Here is an 18,685-nt window from a genome sequence, read left to right as displayed (position 1 = left end):
GGGCAGAATATCTGCCCAAGGCCAGGCTAACAAATGGAGATTACCGAAGACAAAAGAAGAAAAAACACACCGTTAGGCAAATAAGGGGAGGACATTTAAAATGATCGAAATTAAAGTACCTGAGCTTGCAGAATCTATTACCGAAGGAACTATTTCACAATGGCTTATCAACGTAGGCGACAAAGTTGAGAAAGGTGGCAGCGTTGTTGAGCTTGAAACTGATAAAGTCAATGTAGAAATCATTGCAGAAGATTCAGGTATTGTATCGAAGTTACTAGGCGAACCTGGGGATACAGTTGAAGTTGGCGCAACTATCGCAATTTTAGATGCTAATGGAGCACCAGTTGCAGTAAGTACACCTGCACCGGCTGCTGAGCAACCAAAACAAGAAACAGCTGAAGCACCGAAAGCTGCGGCTCCAAATGCTGAACAAACTACGGGTCTACAAGGCTTACCAAATACGAACCGTCCTATCGCATCACCAGCTGCTAGAAAAATGGCTCGTGAATTAGGAATCGACTTAAACGACGTACGTAGCACAGATCCACTTGGACGCGTGAGACCACATGATGTACAAGCTCATGCTGCAGCACCAAAAGAAGCACCAGCTGCTCCAAAGAGCCCAGCTCCTGCTCCAGTTGCAAAAACTGAATTCGAAAAACCAGTTGAGCGCGTGAAAATGTCCCGCCGCCGTCAAACAATTGCAAAACGTCTTGTAGAAGTTCAACAAACATCTGCAATGTTAACAACATTTAACGAAGTTGATATGAGCGCGATCATGGAATTACGTAAAGAACGCAAAGATGCTTTCGAGAAAAAACATGATGTACGTCTTGGCTTCATGTCATTCTTCACAAAAGCAGTTGTTGCAGCATTAAAACAATTCCCATTATTAAATGCTGAAATTCAAGGTGACGAGCTTATCATCAAAAAATTCTATGATATCGGTATTGCAGTAGCAGCTCCAGATGGATTAGTTGTTCCAGTTGTACGCGATGCTAACCAATTAAACTTCGCTGAAATCGAAAGTGAAATTCGTAATTTAGGTATGAAAGCACGCGATAACAAACTTTCATTAAAAGAACTACAAGGTGGTACATTTACAATTACAAACGGTGGTGTATTCGGTTCTCTAATGTCAACACCAATCCTAAATAGCCCTCAAGTTGGTATTTTAGGAATGCATAAAATCCAAGTACGCCCAGTTGCAATTGATAACGAGCGTATGGAAAACCGCCCAATGATGTACATTGCTTTATCTTACGATCACCGTATTGTTGATGGTAAAGAAGCAGTTAGCTTCCTTGTTGCTGTTAAAGATATGCTTGAAGATCCAAAGTCATTATTATTAGAAGGTTGATAGATTAAAATCTATTAAAGGCTGTAGAATGAATCATTCTACAGCCTTTTTTTATTGTGTTCATACGGGACAAATTTCATGACATAAAGTAATAATGTATGCCTAAACGTAAGGAGGATTAAAATGAATAACCTTCCAATTCATGCAAAACTTAAAGTAAATAAGGATACTTTCTTCCTCCCCGATTCAAACGGGGGTGTCTATTTTCGAAATAACGCCAGTTCATTTCGCATGGACGGTGATGGAATTTATGACTGGATTGAAAAATTAATGCCCATGTTTAACGGTAATTATTCTTTAGCAGAAATAACTGATGGACTCCCTCTCCCCTATCAAAATCGTGTATTTGAAATTGGAGAGGTTTTATATGAAAATGGTTTCGTTCGTGATGTAAATCAAGATGCACCTCATGAATTAAACAGTACATTACTCGACAGATATGCTTCACAAATTGAATTTTTAGAAGCTGATTCTCATTCAGGTGCTTTAAAATTCGAAACGTACCGCGGGGCAAATGTACTTGTACTTGGTTCTGGGGATATGCTTACTTCCTTAGTTTCTTCTTTATTAGAATCTGGTTTACCTACATTTCATTATCTCGTTACAGATCGGGATGAAACAAACTATGACAGAATACATGAGCTAATAGAACGTGCATATGAAGTTGATAACACTGTACTTGTTCAAGAAATCGATACTACAATTGACCGTCCCTTGCATGAAGTATTCGAACCTTTTGATTGGATTTTATATGTTTCTCAAAATGGGGACATTGATGGTTTACAAACAGTTCACACTATTTGTAGAGAAACGAAAAAGAATTTCATACCAGCTATTTGTTTATCTACACTCGGTATAGCTGGGCCTGTCGTAACGGAAAATCGTGATGAATGCTGGGAATCCGCATGGCATCGACTACATGAAACGAATTTACAAAATGAAAATTCATCTGATTCCTTCTCACCAATTACATCTGCAATGTTAACAAATGTAATCGTTTTTGAATTATTTAAGCATGTCGCAGATGATTCACATCGGGAAAAAGAAGCACAATTCTTTTTATTAAACTATGAAACACTTGAAGGAACGTGGCATTCTTTTATAAAACATCCTCTTGCAACTGATGAAAGTTTTACAATTGATACGATAGAAAATCTTTCTGAAAAACTTGAGCATCGGTCGAACCAACATACTTCAACTGATGTATTCCGATTTTTTGACTCATTAACTTCTAAAGAAGCCGGTATATTCCATGTATGGGATGAACAAGATTCATATCAATTACCGTTATCACAGTGCTATATTCAAGTAGCCACTCCACTATCAGATGGCCCAGCTCACCTTCTGCCTCTTATGACTTGCAGTGGATTGACTCATAATGAAGCACGCCGAGAAGCCGGTTTAACAGGAATTGAAACATATGTAGCAGAAATCATTCACCGCCTTATTCCTGAACATAACGATATCGGTATCGGTGCTGGAGAAACGATGACAGAAGGATTTTACCGGGCACTACAGCAACATTTAAACAATAAATTGTATGAGCGGCAGTCTCATATGCTAGAAGAACTTACAACGATTGATTTAACTGATATTCACGATAAACATTGTAGATTTTATTACGAAGCTCTCTCTACAATTCATGAAACACCTAAAATCGCAATGAGTGAAGAGATTCTCAGTTTTCCAGCCGTTTGGGTTGGTATAAATGATAGATGGTACGGTGCATCTAATATTAATATGACGTTAGCGTTACGAAACGCACTACAACTATCACTCTTTCACGTTCAAAATGAAGAAATTCCTTACAGAGCTAATATTTTGTATGACTCATCTATTATTTTATATGACACTGATTCTTTTAGGGTGGAAATACAAGCGGAAGAAGAAATTCCAAGCGTACAATCTTTGCAACTCGCCTTACAACATTTAGAAGAACATAATTTTTATCCATTCGTATTTGATTTAGCGATTGAACCATTTTTGAAAGAAAACTTAGACGGTGTGTACGGAGTATTAATTGCAAAGGAGGACGGTTTATGATTCAAAATATATTGCTTATAGGAGATGGCCTACTTGCAGACTATGTACATGATCAATTATGCGAACAATATTCCATCATTCGTCAACATACCCTTACAGAAGAACTCCCTGAAAATATTCATCTCGCTCTCGTATTACATGACGGATCTCCTTCTACTATTCATCATGATGCCGAACTTATTTTTCGCTCAAATCATATTCCGTGGCTTCGTGGTTTCACTTCATTTGGCGAAGGTATTATCGGTCCTTACATTCATCCTCTTACGCCCGGATGTTCCCATTGTTCTGATGGACGCCGTTTTATCGCTGGCTTTGATCAAAAAGAAATGTGGGAACTACAGCGGAAATATGCCTTTAAAGCCGAAATTGGAACGAGGCGTGATGTACGTGCCACCCAAAATGGAATGTTACAAATGTGCCATCTTATTTGCGCAGAAACAGAAAAAATATTAACTCATAACCATTCTTCTTTAGAAAATGAACTTATTTTACTAAACTTACAAACATTACAATGTACGCGGCATTCTTTTCTTCCAGATCCTCTCTGTCCTGTATGTAGCAATTTACCTGATGATACTGCGGATGCGGCGGAAGTTTCTTTACAACCGAGTTTAAAAGTAAGCACCGAAACGTATCGCTGCCGTTCCATTCATGAATTAAACACATTTTTAACGAGAGACTATTTAGATTATCGGGTCGGTATGTTGAACGGCAAAATGCAGCATTCATTATTACCATTCGCTGACGTCATTATAAACATGCCATTAATGTTCGGAAATGAAGGTGTTGCAGGCCGAACTCATTCATTTGCAGTGAGTGAAGCAACTGCTATTTTAGAAGGTTTAGAACGATATTGCGGGATGTCGCCTCGCGGGAAAAAGACAAATGTGCATGGTAGTTTTCATGATTTAGAGGAACATGCACTAAATCCCCTCACACTCGGTGTACATACAAATGAACATTACAATCGTGATAATTTTCCATTTAAGCCGTTTGATCCTGATTATGAGCAAAACTGGGTATGGGGATATTCTTTATCACAAAACAGACCGCTTTTAGTTCCTGAATCAATTGCTTATTATAGCCTCGGTCATCGAGATGCTTTCGTGTATGAAACATCAAATGGATGTGCAATTGGCGGTAGTTTAGAAGAAGCGATTTTTCACGGCATTTTAGAAATTGTAGAGCGTGATGCCTTCTTACTCACTTGGTATGCCGAATTACCTCTTCCCCGCCTTGATCTTAATTCAGCAAATGATACAGAATTACAATTAATGATCCAGCGGTTACGTACGATTACCGGATATGAATTACACGCTTTTAACGCGACGATGGAACACGGCATCCCTAGCTTATGGGTAATTGCAAAAAATACGCGTGAAAATGGAATGAACGTTGTTTGTGCAGGAGGCGCTCATTTAGATCCTATTCGAGCTTTAAAAAGTGCCATTCAAGAAATAGCAGGCATGTTACTTATAACAGACGATGAGCTCGAGCACAAAAGAGAATACTACGAAAAATGCTTACAAGATCCTTATTTCGTTAATAAAATGGAAGACCATAGTATGCTGTATGGATTGAAAGAAACGGAAGAACGTCTTCACTTCCTTTTACGAGAAGATGCACCGGTGCAAATGTTCCAAGAAATGAATGTATCACAATCATTTGATATGGATTTAACATCCGATCTCCACCAACTTTTAAATCGTTTGCATCAATCTGACCTTGAAGTAATCGTTGTAGATCAAACCGTTCCCCTTATAGAAAAGAACGGACTACACTGTGTAAAAGTTATTATTCCAGGTATGTTACCGATGACGTTCGGACACCATCTTACTCGGGTTACAGGACTGGACCGGGTATATACCATACCGATGACACTTGGATATACAGACGAACCTTTAACAAATGAAAAATTAAATCCACATCCACATCCGTTTCCATAGTAAAGGAGGGATTTCATGCAGCTAAATACTTTTTTACATCATCTCCATTTCTCTATCGATGAAATTATGCCGAATCATGAGGTGGACTGGAAAGACGCACCGCTTCCTTATAAATTATATCGAAATGTACCTACCATCCCGCTCGCCTTAGAAATCCCGTTATCTTTATCGAACTCTTCTACTACACCTACTCTAAATGAGATTGGTCACTACCTTTGGTATTCATTTGGTGTAACACAATTATGTCAGCTAAATAGCGGGAGAAATGTATTACGTAGATCCATTCCTTCAGGCGGTGCCTTATACCCGAATGAATTGTATATCTATTTAAAGATTGACGATTATCCAGACGGCATTTACCATTATGACGCCGCGCATCACCGACTTATTTTACTTCGCGAAGGAAATTTCGATTCTTATTTAGCAGACGCACTCGGTAATCGCTGTAATATACATGATTGTTTCGGTGCCGCATTCGTATCCACTATGTTTTGGAAAAACTTCTTTAAATACAATAACTTTTCATATCGCCTTCAAGGATTAGATAGCGGGGTTCTCATTGGACAATTACTTGAATGTGCCAAACAGTTCGGTTATACGAACGGCGTATACTTTCAATTTCTAGACCGTGCACTGAACCATTTACTCGGATTGTCAGAAGGTGAAGAAAGTGTGTATGCCGTTATTCCTTTAAGTACAGAGCCAGAAACTAATTGGTTTCACAATGATTACCATGAAAATAAAACAGTTACTTCTCATGAGTTGTTGCAACAAATTCCGCCGCTCGCACATGAACATTTCGTTCGCTCAAAACATGTAGATGAATATCCGATGATAACAAAAATAAATGAAGCTTCTATGATCGAATCGACAGCACACTTCCAAACACTAGCTCATGAAGAGCACTATCAATATCATGAGCATGCTGTACAACTGCCGAAAGTAGAGCGTTTATCTTATGATTTCTTGCAACTTTGCAGAAAACGGTATTCCCCTGATGCTGACTTTACTTTAACGAAATGGGATGCAGCCGAGCTCGCTACTTTACTACAAGAAGCGACCCTCTCCCTCCCTTATTCCAACGACCTTGATGGTAAGTATATAAATGAAAATGCGCGCGTCTCATTATATGGATGTTTCTATAATGTAAAAGATATAAAAAACGGCGCTTACACTTATAACAGTAAAACGAATTCCATACAACCACTTCGATATGGGGACCTTCGTTATCCTCTTCAATCTAGTATGACGATGGATAACGTAAACCTTTTTCAAGTATCACTTTGCCTACATGTAGTCGGAAAGAAAGATTATTATACAAATGCATTAGGCTATAGAGGGTACCGTATTCATCAAATGGAAGCAGGTATACTTGTTCATAAACTCGTTTTTGCAGCGACCGCGATGGGGATGGGCGGGCATCCTTTACTTAGTTTTGATACAAATTCATGTGATCAATTGTACGGAATAGATGCTGGGAATGAAACATCTCTTATTCAAGTTCCAGTTGGGGCATATCGGGCGCGGAATTGGTTAAAAGGGGCTTTGCATTGTTAGAAGCACGCCGTCTATCGGCGTGCTTTTTTAAAGGATTTAATTTATAAAAGGCGAAATGAGTATATATTCTTACATAAAAGGAGAATTTAACTTGAGCATTTTACAACGGTTAATTCAGCAAGCAAAAAATCCTAGCGGAACAATTGGTTCCTCCATGCTTTGTATTATGAACGCTGCACATACGAGATTAATAAATTGGGGATTACAAAAAATACATATACTTAAAGATGCAATTACTTTAGATATTGGTTGTGGCGGCGGCAAAACAATACATACTCTTTCAAAACGAATTCCATTTGGGAAAATATATGGAATTGATTATTCAGATCAAGCTGTTGAAAACTCAAAGAAAGCCAATATACAGGACGTAAAAAAAGGAAAAGTAATCATTCATCAGGCAAGTGTCTCCTCTATTCCTTACAATACAAACTTCTTCGATCTCATAACCGCTTTTCAAACACACTACTTTTGGCCCGATGTGGAACAAGATATAAAAGAAATATTTCGCGTCTTACAACCGAATGGATCTTTTTTATTAGTAGCTGAAACTTTCAAAATTCAATATCATATGGAGAAATGGAAAACGAATGAAGAATTAATAAACCTATTTTATAAAACAGGATTTACAAGTGTGAAATGCTATGAAGAAAGAGGTTGCCTTTGTGTAATAGGAATTAAGTAAAAAGCAGACCCTTTGAGGTCTGCTTTTTACTAGATTAACTTAAAAATACTCTTAATTTGTCTAGCAAATAACCAATTTTTCGTACCGTAGTTATCATTTAAACTATCTAAATTAATAGATTGTCCGTTAGCAAACTTTAATTCTAACGTTGTATTTTTGTCATTTGTTTTTAAATTACTATTTGTAATATCATCATACTTTAATTTTTCAATCTCAATATATTCGTCTTTTTCTTGTCCGATCACGACATGGTCTTGGAAGAAGAAAAATACTTCTACTTTTTTACCGAAACAAAATACATTTTTCGTATAAATTAATGTCGCGTTATCAAGTCCGACACATACTTCTTTCATTTCTTCCACAACGTGTCCAAAGTCTTCTTCATGTCTTGTATTTGATTCAACAATCCATTCTTCGATTGTTTTCATATTAATTGCCATACTGCGCCCCCTGGTTCGTTCATTGCTTCATTAAAAAAATAAATACTATATGAAAATATAAGCGATTAGTAATATGTTTTCAAGGGGGAACGGTATATTCAAAATAAAGCGAAACTTTAATCAATAGGGGTCTTCATCCCCACTGATTATTAGTTGAACCAATCGGGCTTTTACGGGCAGTTGATCCCCCACCTAACTTCTTTGCTTTCGCTGAATTTTGAGGTGGAGGTCTTACTGTCCGCAAATAGCGGGATAAAGTTAAATTTCAAAGTAATATAAAAGGAACACCAATTTCATTAAATTTTAAACGTTTGAACGAGACATTCTTCATCATCAATTAACTGCTCTCTCTCATCAAATTCAATGTTCAGTTTTTTATATACTTTCTTCCAAAACGACACTGCTGGTACATTTTTTACAAGTTCGATAACGAAATATTGTCCTCTTTTCTCTTCTAGTAAATTCTCAACAGCTTGTTTACCGATTCCTTTTCCTTTATATTGATTCAATATGAAAATATCATTAATACCAAAATCATTTTCCTTCTTCAAAAATGGGCGTTCCAGTAGTAATAAGAATCCTACAATACTATGATCAACTTTTATAAAATACGGCGTGATTCCGTCATTTTTCCAAAACATATGCAAATCTTCGTATTCAAAAAATCCGTTCGCTCCGATAGTTATATTCATAGTGAACTTAGAAAGGTCATGAAGATATAAAGCGTACAAATTACGTAATATTTCTTTTTCTGATTCTTGAACTTTTTGAAGTGCTACAATCATAAAAAAACTCCCCTTCCACATATGTAACTATTTCCCGATCCTCTTTATTCGACAAAAATGATAATTCCCCTTTAACAAAAAAATAGCACTTTAAAAAGTGCTATTCTGCTCTCCTTGCCGCTTGCTGAATTGGATCCCAAACGCTGTTATATGGTGGTGCATAACTTAAATCGACATCTTCTAAATCATGAATGCTCATTTTATTGAAAAGTGCCATCGCGATCACATCAATACGTTTATCTACGCCTTCTTCTCCAATTACTTGCCCGCCCAATAATTGTTTCGTATCGGAGCGATATAGTAATTTCAAGTAAAGTGGTTTTGCATTTGGATAATAGCCCGCCATATTTGTAGAATCTACTTTGACCGTTTTATACGGAATGTGTAGCCCTTTTGCTTCTTTTTCATTTAACCCTGTTCTTGCGAGTGTCAAATCCATAAATTTAATAATGCCTGTGCCTAACGTACCTTTAAAAGCTCTTCGTTTATCAAGCATATTCAGTCCAGCAAGTCGCCCTTGCTTATTGGCAGTCGTTCCGAGCGGGATATGATCATGAATTTCCTTTATAACGTGGTAATGTGTTGCGCAATCACCGGCTGCATATACGTCTTGCACATTTGTTTGCATATATGCATTTACTTCGATTGCTCCTTTATGATTCTTACGTATATTTGTCCCTTCAAGAAAATCAGTATTTGGCTTCACTCCAACCGACACTAAAACAAGATCTGCTTTATACGTACCTTTATCCGTTTCGATTGCTTCTACTCGTTCATTTCCTTTAAATGCTTTTACATTTTCATTCGTTAAAATTTCAATATGATGCTTATCTGCTTCTTTATGTATGTACTCTGCCATATCTGCATCATAAATCGTACCGATATGATCATTTCGCTCAATCATTCTTACTTTCTTACCAAGTTCGACGAATGTTTCTGCCATCTCAAGTCCAATGGCACCACCGCCAATAATCGTTACATCTTCAACTTTATTCGTTTCTAGCGTTTTTAATATGCGCTCAGCATCAGGAATTGTTTTTAAAAGATGAACGCCTTGTAATTCCCGTCCTTCCCATTCTGGCATAACAGGACGCACTCCAGTCGCAATTAATAATCGATCATATGGAAATTCAAAGACATCCTTCGTCTTCGTATGCTCTGCGTACACCATTTTCTTTTCCGTATCTACTTTCGTTACTTCATGACGCACTTTCGCATCAATTCCATATTTCTCACGAAACGTCTTTACGTTGCGCGCGATTAACTTTTCAGTTGAAGCGATAGCACCACTAATGACATACGGTAATCCACACTGAGCGTATGAATAAATTTCACCTTTTTCTAAAGTTACAACATTTGCATTTTCATCGTTTCTAACAATTTGCATAGCTGCACTCATACCAGCAGCATCTCCGCCAATAATGACATAGTTCACTTTACCACTCCTTCTTTTTTACATACTCTTTACGTTTTCCATATTTTATAGAAATAACACCTACTTCCATTGTAAAGAAAGAGAATTTCATCTTCAAATTTGGTGCACAAACTTATGTATGAATAGGTAACCGTCGTGTCTTATAAACAACATGTTTAATATGCTATAACAGTAACCAATTGAAAGTAGGTGAAATATACATGTGCGCTGGTCTTCTCGCTCAGTTTCCAGAGGAACCGAAAGAACCAAAACCCGCCTTGTCGCTTGATCAAGAATTTTCTATTAACGCAACCATTTATAGTGCTCGTGCTTGGTTATCTAATGATGAAACTTTTCCACAAACGATTTGGAAAGGCTCTCGCTTTGCTTCCGCATCACACGCTGGCAAGTCCATCTTACCAATCGGTACTGTAAAAATTTTAAACTTATCTGATGATACAATAACAGTTACTGCATCATCAGAATCAGATGATACTCTCAAAATAGTCGTACCCCCTCATTCTGAAGGTGTTTTAACATCTAACGCATTATCTGACGTGCAAGCAAGTACATCAGGAGGAGCAAGTAAAGTCACATTCCTCTTTCATATCTTTTTCTCAAGGGATCCTGGTCCAGATAAAAAACCATAAAAAAGGTACAGTTATGCACTGTACCTTTTTTCATGTGTTCTATTCTCTTGATTTGATTAGTTCAATATTATAAGTTTCGATATCTGTTAACTTTCCTTTAAAATAAGGATTTTCTCTATACCAAGACTGTTTTGCAAAATACGCTTGCATATCTTTCGTTTGAAAAATATGTCCATGCCTTGCATATATTTCATTTCTAGCAATTTTCAACTGCTCTTTCGATAAATATGTTAAATCTGCGCTCGTTAATTTTCGAATATCACTATCAGGAAAGATGAAACCATTATATACATACCCAGTCGCGGGCGTTGGAGTAACGTTATAAACAACTGTTTTTTCTGTATTTTTCTTTTGGAATGGAAGATTATAAGACGAAAGTGCCGTTACCGTCTCTACTTGTGTCGTTTCCCGTCCACTTTCTCCATTTCGTTCTAAATAAATCGTCGCACTTCCATCAGTCGCTACAGGCCCCCATGTAATTTCTTCTCCTGCCAGCGCTGTAACCGGTTTTTGATTTACGTACAATGTTGCACCAGGCGCGTTCGTTTGAACTGTAATATATTGACCTTGCAACGTTAAATCTATCGTTACGTTATTTTGGCTTTGTTTCATAAGTACAACCTTTTCCTCACGTGATAGTTTTACATAGTCATTTTTATATTCTGATTGAAACACTTGATTTCCCGGAAGAAATGGTCCATATTGCTTCTCAAACTTTTTGTCATCTGTCTTATCAATTTCTTTTCCGTTCATTTTTAACGATACGCCTTTTTCATTTGTAAGCAAAGTTGTATAGTACGTCTTCGCTTTCAATTTATACCGATCAAATATAAAAAAATACTTTCCGTCTTTCGTTAATGAAAAATCAGCTCTTTCTATTCCGTCCCGTTGTTTTTCACCTTGTCTCAAATATTCTTTTAATTCATTTACGTAAGATGGATTTTCTTTTATATATGAAAATAGAGGCGTTAAACTCTCTCTCGTTATCATAACCGATGGATCATCTGCCGTAACGATCTCAGCTAATTTCTCTCCGTCCCGCTCTTGTAAAATCGTAATCATCCGGTCTACTTGTGCCACCTGCGTATAATACGATAATCCGTACAAATACAATCCAATAATCGCTATAACAAATAGTGCTAACAGTGTAATGCCAACTTTTGTACCACTGCTCATGTTCTTCTTTACTACAGGACTTCCCCTCTTCATCCCGCAGTTTTGACAAAATTGCACACCATCTTCAAACTGAACTCCGCACTTTGTACATACATTCATTCAGTCAACCACCTTTTCATTAGAAGCCAGTTATTCCCTGTGTTAAGGCTTGAATTATCGTGCTAATGTAAGACCAAAGTACAATGAACGTTGCAATTCCAATTAAAACATTTGCAATAATAAGTGTGTAAACGAGATCTAATCCGCCATTGTCTAGTTTTAATACGGCTACAGTTATACTAATCCCTATATAAGTTGCAACTACCGATAATAATATCGGTAAGAAAAAGATTAATAAAAAACTAAAAAGAAAAGAAAGAACTAATATGACAATAGCCGGCGTCGCTATCGTTCCCCATATACCAAATACTTCAAGAAACGAAAAAGATGATTTCATCATCTTACCACTTACAAAAATAATAAATCCGACAAATAAAGTTAAAATTAATAAAAAGAAAAAGACCGTTATAGATTCTCCCAAAAACGTGGGAGTAGATATATCTGGTGCAAATGTTCTCGTAACTGCTGATGCTGCACTCATCATTCTATAAAAAATACATGCTCCTAAAAAACAAATAAGAACAAGACTTACAATTCCATTTCGCACTTCAATAGCGCCGCTTTTCATAATCGCTGTCGGTGCTTGTAATGCATGTTTAAAAAATTGAAAATAGCCGCTCGCAAACCGCTTCGCTTGTTCTACCGTTTCATTTGGCCGAGCTTCCTTTGCTTGTGCCGCACGTGCTTGTTCCGGCCCTTCTTCTTGGCCACTACTTGCCACTACTTCTTCCGTTAACGAATGTCCACAATTCCCGCAAAACTTTGCCTCTACTGCATGTTCTGTATGACATGACGGACATTTCATTCTCTTATCCCTCCTTAAGCATATACCTTATAGGGTGTTACAAGTTCAATATATGAATTTGTACATAAAACATGACTACAAGAAAAAGATTCTGAAATCCTTCTTCCGAAAGAAAATATATGTGCTAGCAATCTTGAAAAAAAATGCTATTATGAAACAGAATAAATAATATTTTTAACAGATTGGATGAAAGAAAATGGAATTGGTAAACTCAATTTTTCAAATACTCCTTACAAGCGTAATCCAATTATTATCTTTAATTGGCGTTATCATTGTAATTGGATTTCTATTAGGCTATTTAGAATCTCTCACACGCATGTATTGGTCGAGAGCTTTTGGAAGAAAAGGATTCCTATTAACGGCTTGGATTGGTGTTCCGATTCACGAACTTGGACATGCCATTATGTGCGTACTGTTCCGTCATAAAATTGTGGCGACTCAGTTCTTCCCAACAGATACAAGTCAAGGGGCTTTAGGTTATATACAACATCAATACAATCAAAAAAGTGTGTATCAACGAATTGGGAATTTCTTTATCGGCATTGGGCCTATTATTTCTGGTATTACTGCATTAATCCTTTTAATGCGCTATTTCGTACCAGAATCATATTTTTTATTTAATACAACTCTCGACAAAACGATTGCTTCTACTTCTATTAATGTAGAAATGATTCAAAACATGCTCTTGTCGACGTTTGTATTATTGAAAAGCTTATTTACAATCGGCAATTTATTGAATCCTTCCTTTTGGTTATTTTTATTTATCGCCATTTGCATTTCCGCACATATCGCTTTAAGTAAACCAGACATTAAAGGATCAATAGACGGTGTTGTCGTCATGTTTATCGTGTTATTTTTATTCAACATAATAGCAGGACTGTTTCAATACGACAGTAATCAGCTAATTGGACAGGTTATGAAATATAATATGTATCTCATTGCGTTTTCTAGTGTGGCACTGCTGTTCTCTTGTCTTTCTACACTCGTTAGTTTTTCGTTTTATAAAATAAGAAGAGGGCGTTCTTTTTGAACGCCCTCTTCTTATTCTCTCAAGATGATTAATGAATTTTTCTCCTATATTCTTTATTTCACCACTAATAACTAGCTTTTGTACATGAGCAACTATTCCAACTAAATTCTTAAGAATAAACGGGCTGTTCACCTAATGGAAATATTAAATTCTTCCTTTCAAATACTATTCTATACACCAATAATAAGCTCAAGAGAAAACTATTTACTTACGTAAAAGCACATCAATATCTTTCTTGAATTTCAAAATACAAATTATTGAAGAGATTGGATATATATTAAAGACCTCGTCATTCCCATAGGATGATGAGGGTTTTTATGCAAATAAAGACACCCTAAGGTGCCTTCCGCTCTATATTCGTTTTACCACTTATTTAAATATAACTAATTATAAACCTCATTAAATTTCTAAATGTTTACAATAAAATTATATCGAAAAAACGCACAAATAACTAGACTTGTAATTAAAATCCATTAATTATAATATACAAATGTAATTAAAAAAAGAAAAGAGAAGGTGATTGTATGAAAAGTTTAAAAGTTTTTACAACAGGTGTTGTATTGGCTACTTCATTTGCAACATTTAATAATGAAGTAAATGCAGGAGTACAAAATACAAATCAGAAATTTATCGATATAGAATCTATTGATAAATGGGTTGGAGAAAACCAATTAGTAGCTGAGGAAGGAAATGTATTTGGAGTAGGAAAGCCTAGTTTGCAACCAAAATCAGTAAATACTTATTCTAAAGGTGATACACTAGATTATAAGATCGAAAAGAAGGGTAATAGTATTGAGCAAACAATTACTTTAGCGCCTGAAGATACGAACGCTACTATTGAAATTCCATTTGACTTCCAAGATGGAGAGTATATTCAACTTATTAAAGATGAATATGGCAACTTCAATGGGGCTGGTAACGTTTATAATAAAGAAAATGAATCAATTGCTTTATTATATACGCCACAAATAAAATCTGAACTAGGTGCTACAATCCATGCAGAAGTTTCTAAAGGGAATGTGTTGCAGTTACATGTGGAAGCTAGTGAAGCAAAGGAACCAGTTACAGTGGCTATGAAAGCAAGTGTAAAATATTACAAAGATTATTTCTCAGGTGCTAAGTGGATAACGCGCGATGGTATGATATCACTAAGCATTACGCATAAACCATATTTAACATCTGGAAAAAACAATGCAGAAGTTCTTTCTAGAAGGCATGATAGTTGGGTTAAGTTAAAAGCTGTTCATTCTGGAAATAGTAAATGGAAGAATGAATCAGGATTAAAGAAACAGTATGATTGTCATCATGATACCATTGGTAGTAAGAAAAACCCTTGGAATATTGAACCAAGTAGGCCAAATGTAAGTTATCCACAGACGCTTTTAGCAGCCTGCAATCCAAGTTAAATCTATATTATTTTAGGAGGAATATACTTGGATATTCAAATTTTCACAGAATTAAGACCCGTATTTAAGGTGCTGATTGGTATCTTAATAGCTCTTTCGTATTTAATTTTGATAAATTGTAAAAAAATCAATACTCTATATGTATTTAGTATTTCTGGAATTTGTATATTGATAGCGGGTCTCTTATATGTAATGTCTGGATTTATAGTAGATGAATACCAAGTTGAGATAGATGGAACAAGCTTATATATGATATTTACTATATTTATTTTGGGTGTTTTAAATGTTTTATTTTATATATTCAAAAATAGAACAAGTGAGTGAATGTATGATATATGATTAATAAATGAGGAGCTTCCTAGAAATTCACTTATGGGTGGCTCTTCATTTTTCAAAAGGAATCAATATATTTAGCAAGAGTGGTGTAACGATGAAAAAAATGATACTGTTTAGTCTTGTAATCATTTCAATTCTGTCTGGTATATTTTTTGTGCAAAAAGGGAATAAAAATCAGGAACTTGAAGTTAGTAAGATACAGGACGGGAATTATTATCAAAATTCGATTTCAATTAAACAACTAAAGGCAGACCTAATTAATAATGAAAAGCATGTTATATATTTTTATAAGGAAGGTTGCCTATACTGTGAGCAAGTTAGCCCAATTATTGTACCAATGGCAAAAGATAAAAATATCCCAATGAAAGTAATAAATTTAGGGGAATACCCTATAGAGGAGTGGGATAATTTTAGGATAGAAGCAGTCCCTACAATCGTTGAGTATAGAAACGGGAAAGAAAAAAATAGAATTGAAGGAGCGCACAGTGAAACATCTTATAAAGAATGGTTTAATATTATAAGATAAAATACTGGTTGCCATATATCTTATTTACACCGAAAAGAGCCAGTTCATATCGAACTAGCTCTTTTCATCAGTTATTTCCCTTATAATCACAATGCTCAACAGGCACACTAGCATGCCCTTCTTCATCGGTACACCATGACTGTGATTGGAATGCAAGAAAGATACCAATCCATTCTTCTTCCTTTTCAAAGTGAATGAGTATTCCTCCGTCTTGCCATATGCCATCATCACCTTGCCATTTTTCTACATTCCCTTGATTCATATGAATATCATGTATACCGTTTCCTGGTTTGAAATGAAAATAGGAATCTGGTGTATTTTCTTCTGGTCCCCATCTTTCACCAAACGCGTAAATAATTGCTTTTTCTTCTATTGCTCGTTTTATATAACGTTCTATTTTTTCATTTAAATCATTATCTGCTCCTGCTTTTTCGGGAGGCAAAGGAATCATTTGATTTGAGTCAAATAGATTTCCTCTTACATAATCTAAAGCTACTTTCGGTTCATTGTTTTTTATTTCTGTAAAACCGAATGGTAATGTCGGTAAAATATGAATCGCCTCTGACTTAATATTGTTACTCGCAAAATATAAAACTTCTGATGGATAGCTTTGCGATTTTACGTTAATTGCAATGCGATAATCTACTTCTGCTTCATCTTGTAAATGAACTTGATAATGAGGAGTTTTCCCTTTTCCCATCTTTGATTGTATAACTGTACCTTTTAACACGCCGTAATTTTTTAAGGGCATACATTTCATCTCCTATTCATCTAGTAGAAGCTTTTCATATTTAAAACATTATCCATTCATAAAAAAAATCCTCCTATGTTAGGAGGATTTTTAATTTCTCAACATATACCAAACAATAACCTCTACCACTACAAGCAAAACCGCACCAAAGATCATTAACGTCGTCTTCTTTAACAGTTCATTTTCACGGTAAGGGATATTACATAAGTAAGCACCTAGTGTAATCCGTGATGGACAAGCGATTGTCGCTACTGATGATGCGGTGTTTTGAAGTGTTGTGACATATTGCCACGGGAGTGCTACGTTTTGTGCGGTTTGCATTTGTAGTTTTATAAACATTGCATTTGATCCTGCGTTACTACCTGTTAAAAATCCACCAATAGCGCCAATAAACGGCGCAACGAAAACGAAAAAGGTTCCAAATGTATCACCAGCTGTCTTTGCGAGTAATGAATGCATGCCTGATGCACCCATTAGTTCTGAAATGGCGATAAACATTGTCGTAGTAATAGCAAAAGGAATCCATTGTTTGATTGTTTGCGAGAGTGATTGTTTAATAATATTAGACGGGATGCGGAAGAAAATAATAGTAAATAAGCAAGTCATACCGAGCCAAAATCCTGGTGAATATAGTAACTCTAGTTTGTAAGAGTATGATTTCAAATCAAGAACCGCATATGATCTGAACAAATCATGTAATGCTGGAACGAGGCGAGAAAGTAAAATACAAACTGTTAGAAATATATAAGGGCTAATAATTTTTATAATGGATACTTCTCTCTCCGTTGCAGCCGCATGTTCTGTTATAAGATTTTGCCCACTTTTTCCTTTTAATTTAATGATAAGAAAGCCAAATGTAATCGTTACGATAGAACTTAATATCCCGGCTAGTTCAACACTTACGTACGCATTAGAAAGATAGATTCCGAGAGAAAATAATAGAAAGAATCCTACTCCTTCTTTCCACTTTTCTATAACCGCTTGCCAGCCGCCAACAACGTGTAAAGAAAGAATAACAAAGTAAGCAAACATCGGAATACTTAATAGCGCTGTATTTGTACCAAGTGTTTTAAGAGGCATATTTATTAGCTGCGAACCGATAATCGTACCAGTTGCCATTGCGCCCCATGAACTAGCTAGTAAGCCGATAAATGAGAGCAGTACAGCTTGAAATGGTTTATATCCTAGTGAAAGAAAAATAGGTGCTGCAACCATGAAGCCGATACCGAATCCACTTACTGATTCAATAAGCGGGCAAATGCCAAAACACATAAGCAGCATTTGTAATAAGCGATCCTGAGTAACTTCTTCTAGAAAACTTGCTACTTGATCGATGTACCCCATTTTGTTCATGAGGTGAAATAAAAAAATACCGAAAAATAAAACGTACCCGACAATAAAACAAATTAACCACCCTTTAATCGTTGCGTGCACAGTTTCACTTATCCCTAATTGAAACGTTGGCGAGAGTAAAACGATTCCAACAGACACAGCATAAGAAATTAACGAAGACCTTAATGACGTTTGTTTAAATAAAAATAAACAAATGAAAATCATCATAATTGGGATAAGTGCCAACAATATGGCCATGTTATCATCTCATTTCGTTTAAAATACAATTTTTAACTATTATATAACAGATGTTGTAATTTTCAATTGTTTTTAAAACAGATTTAAAA

17 protein-coding genes are annotated in these 18,685 nt (G+C 35.9%); 10 read left to right on the top strand and 7 right to left on the bottom strand.

Annotation, left to right across the window (positions count from 1 at the left end; genetic code table 11):
* The first annotated feature begins 100 nt into the window (after nucleotides 1–100).
* The 5 genes from odhB to N2V79_RS06555 all read left to right on the top strand — a co-directional run bounded on the left by odhB (nucleotide 101) and on the right by N2V79_RS06555 (nucleotide 7,588).
* Nucleotides 101–1,360 (top strand): 2-oxoglutarate dehydrogenase complex dihydrolipoyllysine-residue succinyltransferase, encoded by a 1,260-nt coding sequence (gene odhB, locus N2V79_RS06575; protein WP_000569893.1) that lies wholly within the window; start codon nucleotides 101–103, stop codon nucleotides 1,358–1,360.
* 123 nt (nucleotides 1,361–1,483) lie between these two features.
* On the top strand, nucleotides 1,484–3,403 hold the full coding sequence (locus tag N2V79_RS06570; protein ID WP_098678810.1) for a putative thiazole-containing bacteriocin maturation protein: 1,920 nt from the start codon (nucleotides 1,484–1,486) through the stop codon (nucleotides 3,401–3,403).
* Nucleotides 3,400–5,349 (top strand): TOMM precursor leader peptide-binding protein, encoded by a 1,950-nt coding sequence (locus N2V79_RS06565; protein WP_340719728.1) that lies wholly within the window; start codon nucleotides 3,400–3,402, stop codon nucleotides 5,347–5,349. The genes N2V79_RS06570 and N2V79_RS06565 overlap by 4 nt, the downstream gene beginning before the upstream one ends.
* A gap of 15 nt (nucleotides 5,350–5,364) precedes the next feature.
* Nucleotides 5,365–6,906 (top strand): SagB family peptide dehydrogenase, encoded by a 1,542-nt coding sequence (locus tag N2V79_RS06560; protein ID WP_340719727.1) that lies wholly within the window; start codon nucleotides 5,365–5,367, stop codon nucleotides 6,904–6,906.
* Nucleotides 6,907–6,997: 91 nt separating this feature from the next.
* Complete coding sequence (locus N2V79_RS06555; protein WP_340719726.1) at nucleotides 6,998–7,588, top strand: class I SAM-dependent methyltransferase; 591 nt, start codon at nucleotides 6,998–7,000, stop codon at nucleotides 7,586–7,588.
* Nucleotides 7,589–7,617: 29 nt separating this feature from the next.
* Here the strand turns inward: N2V79_RS06555 and N2V79_RS06550 are convergent, their stop codons facing one another.
* The 3 genes from N2V79_RS06550 to N2V79_RS06540 form a co-directional block, all read right to left on the bottom strand.
* A complete protein-coding gene (locus N2V79_RS06550; RefSeq protein ID WP_000996808.1) occupies nucleotides 7,618–8,028 on the bottom strand; it encodes a DUF3908 family protein in 411 nt (136 codons plus the stop codon).
* Nucleotides 8,029–8,324: 296 nt separating this feature from the next.
* Entirely contained in the window at nucleotides 8,325–8,813 is a 489-nt protein-coding gene (locus tag N2V79_RS06545; RefSeq protein ID WP_064532952.1) for a GNAT family N-acetyltransferase, read from the bottom strand.
* Between the two features lie 100 nt (nucleotides 8,814–8,913).
* Complete coding sequence (locus N2V79_RS06540; protein WP_001110229.1) at nucleotides 8,914–10,248, bottom strand: CoA-disulfide reductase; 1,335 nt, start codon at nucleotides 10,246–10,248, stop codon at nucleotides 8,914–8,916.
* A 200-nt stretch (nucleotides 10,249–10,448) separates the two neighbouring features.
* Between N2V79_RS06540 and N2V79_RS06535 the strand changes: the two genes are divergently transcribed.
* Nucleotides 10,449–10,877 carry a hypothetical protein gene (locus N2V79_RS06535; protein WP_340719725.1) on the top strand — a complete coding sequence of 143 codons (429 nt, stop codon included), beginning with the start codon at nucleotides 10,449–10,451 and terminating at the stop codon, nucleotides 10,875–10,877.
* A 39-nt stretch (nucleotides 10,878–10,916) separates the two neighbouring features.
* Here the strand turns inward: N2V79_RS06535 and N2V79_RS06530 are convergent, their stop codons facing one another.
* Together N2V79_RS06530 and N2V79_RS06525 are read right to left on the bottom strand one after the other, a co-directional pair.
* Nucleotides 10,917–12,152: a TcaA 3rd/4th domain-containing protein gene (locus N2V79_RS06530; protein WP_340719724.1), complete on the bottom strand. Its 1,236-nt coding sequence runs from the start codon at nucleotides 12,150–12,152 to the stop codon at nucleotides 10,917–10,919.
* 19 nt (nucleotides 12,153–12,171) lie between these two features.
* The gene (locus tag N2V79_RS06525; RefSeq protein WP_340719723.1) at nucleotides 12,172–12,957 is read right to left on the bottom strand and encodes a zinc ribbon domain-containing protein; all 786 of its coding nucleotides are present in this window, start codon (nucleotides 12,955–12,957) and stop codon (nucleotides 12,172–12,174) included.
* 196 nt (nucleotides 12,958–13,153) lie between these two features.
* On the opposite strand from N2V79_RS06525, the gene N2V79_RS06520 reads away from it, so the two are divergent.
* The 4 genes from N2V79_RS06520 (at nucleotide 13,154) to N2V79_RS06505 (ending at nucleotide 16,255) form a co-directional block, all read left to right on the top strand.
* Nucleotides 13,154–13,987, top strand: a complete 834-nt coding sequence (locus tag N2V79_RS06520) for a hypothetical protein (protein WP_088024948.1) — start codon at nucleotides 13,154–13,156, stop codon at nucleotides 13,985–13,987.
* A 524-nt stretch (nucleotides 13,988–14,511) separates the two neighbouring features.
* A complete protein-coding gene (locus tag N2V79_RS06515) occupies nucleotides 14,512–15,393 on the top strand; it encodes a DUF2599 domain-containing protein (protein ID WP_088024950.1) in 882 nt (293 codons plus the stop codon).
* Between the two features lie 27 nt (nucleotides 15,394–15,420).
* Nucleotides 15,421–15,717 carry a hypothetical protein gene (locus tag N2V79_RS06510; RefSeq protein ID WP_000354355.1) on the top strand — a complete coding sequence of 99 codons (297 nt, stop codon included), beginning with the start codon at nucleotides 15,421–15,423 and terminating at the stop codon, nucleotides 15,715–15,717.
* 106 nt (nucleotides 15,718–15,823) lie between these two features.
* Entirely contained in the window at nucleotides 15,824–16,255 is a 432-nt protein-coding gene (locus tag N2V79_RS06505) for a thioredoxin family protein (RefSeq protein ID WP_000738240.1), read from the top strand.
* Nucleotides 16,256–16,322: 67 nt separating this feature from the next.
* Here N2V79_RS06505 and N2V79_RS06500 read toward each other — a convergent pair whose 3' ends face one another.
* Nucleotides 16,323–17,006: a YukJ family protein gene (locus tag N2V79_RS06500; RefSeq protein ID WP_340719722.1), complete on the bottom strand. Its 684-nt coding sequence runs from the start codon at nucleotides 17,004–17,006 to the stop codon at nucleotides 16,323–16,325.
* Between the two features lie 90 nt (nucleotides 17,007–17,096).
* Complete coding sequence (locus N2V79_RS06495) at nucleotides 17,097–18,596, bottom strand: L-lactate permease (RefSeq protein ID WP_340719721.1); 1,500 nt, start codon at nucleotides 18,594–18,596, stop codon at nucleotides 17,097–17,099.
* Between the last annotated feature and the right edge of the window lie 89 nt (nucleotides 18,597–18,685).

This window comes from Bacillus sp. CH_70 (assembly GCF_038007045.1).
GTDB classification, from domain to species: Bacteria; Bacillota; Bacilli; order Bacillales; family Bacillaceae_G; genus Bacillus_A; species Bacillus_A cereus.
Note: the sequence above shows the minus strand (reverse complement) of the source record. Positions and strands in the feature narration are given on the sequence as shown.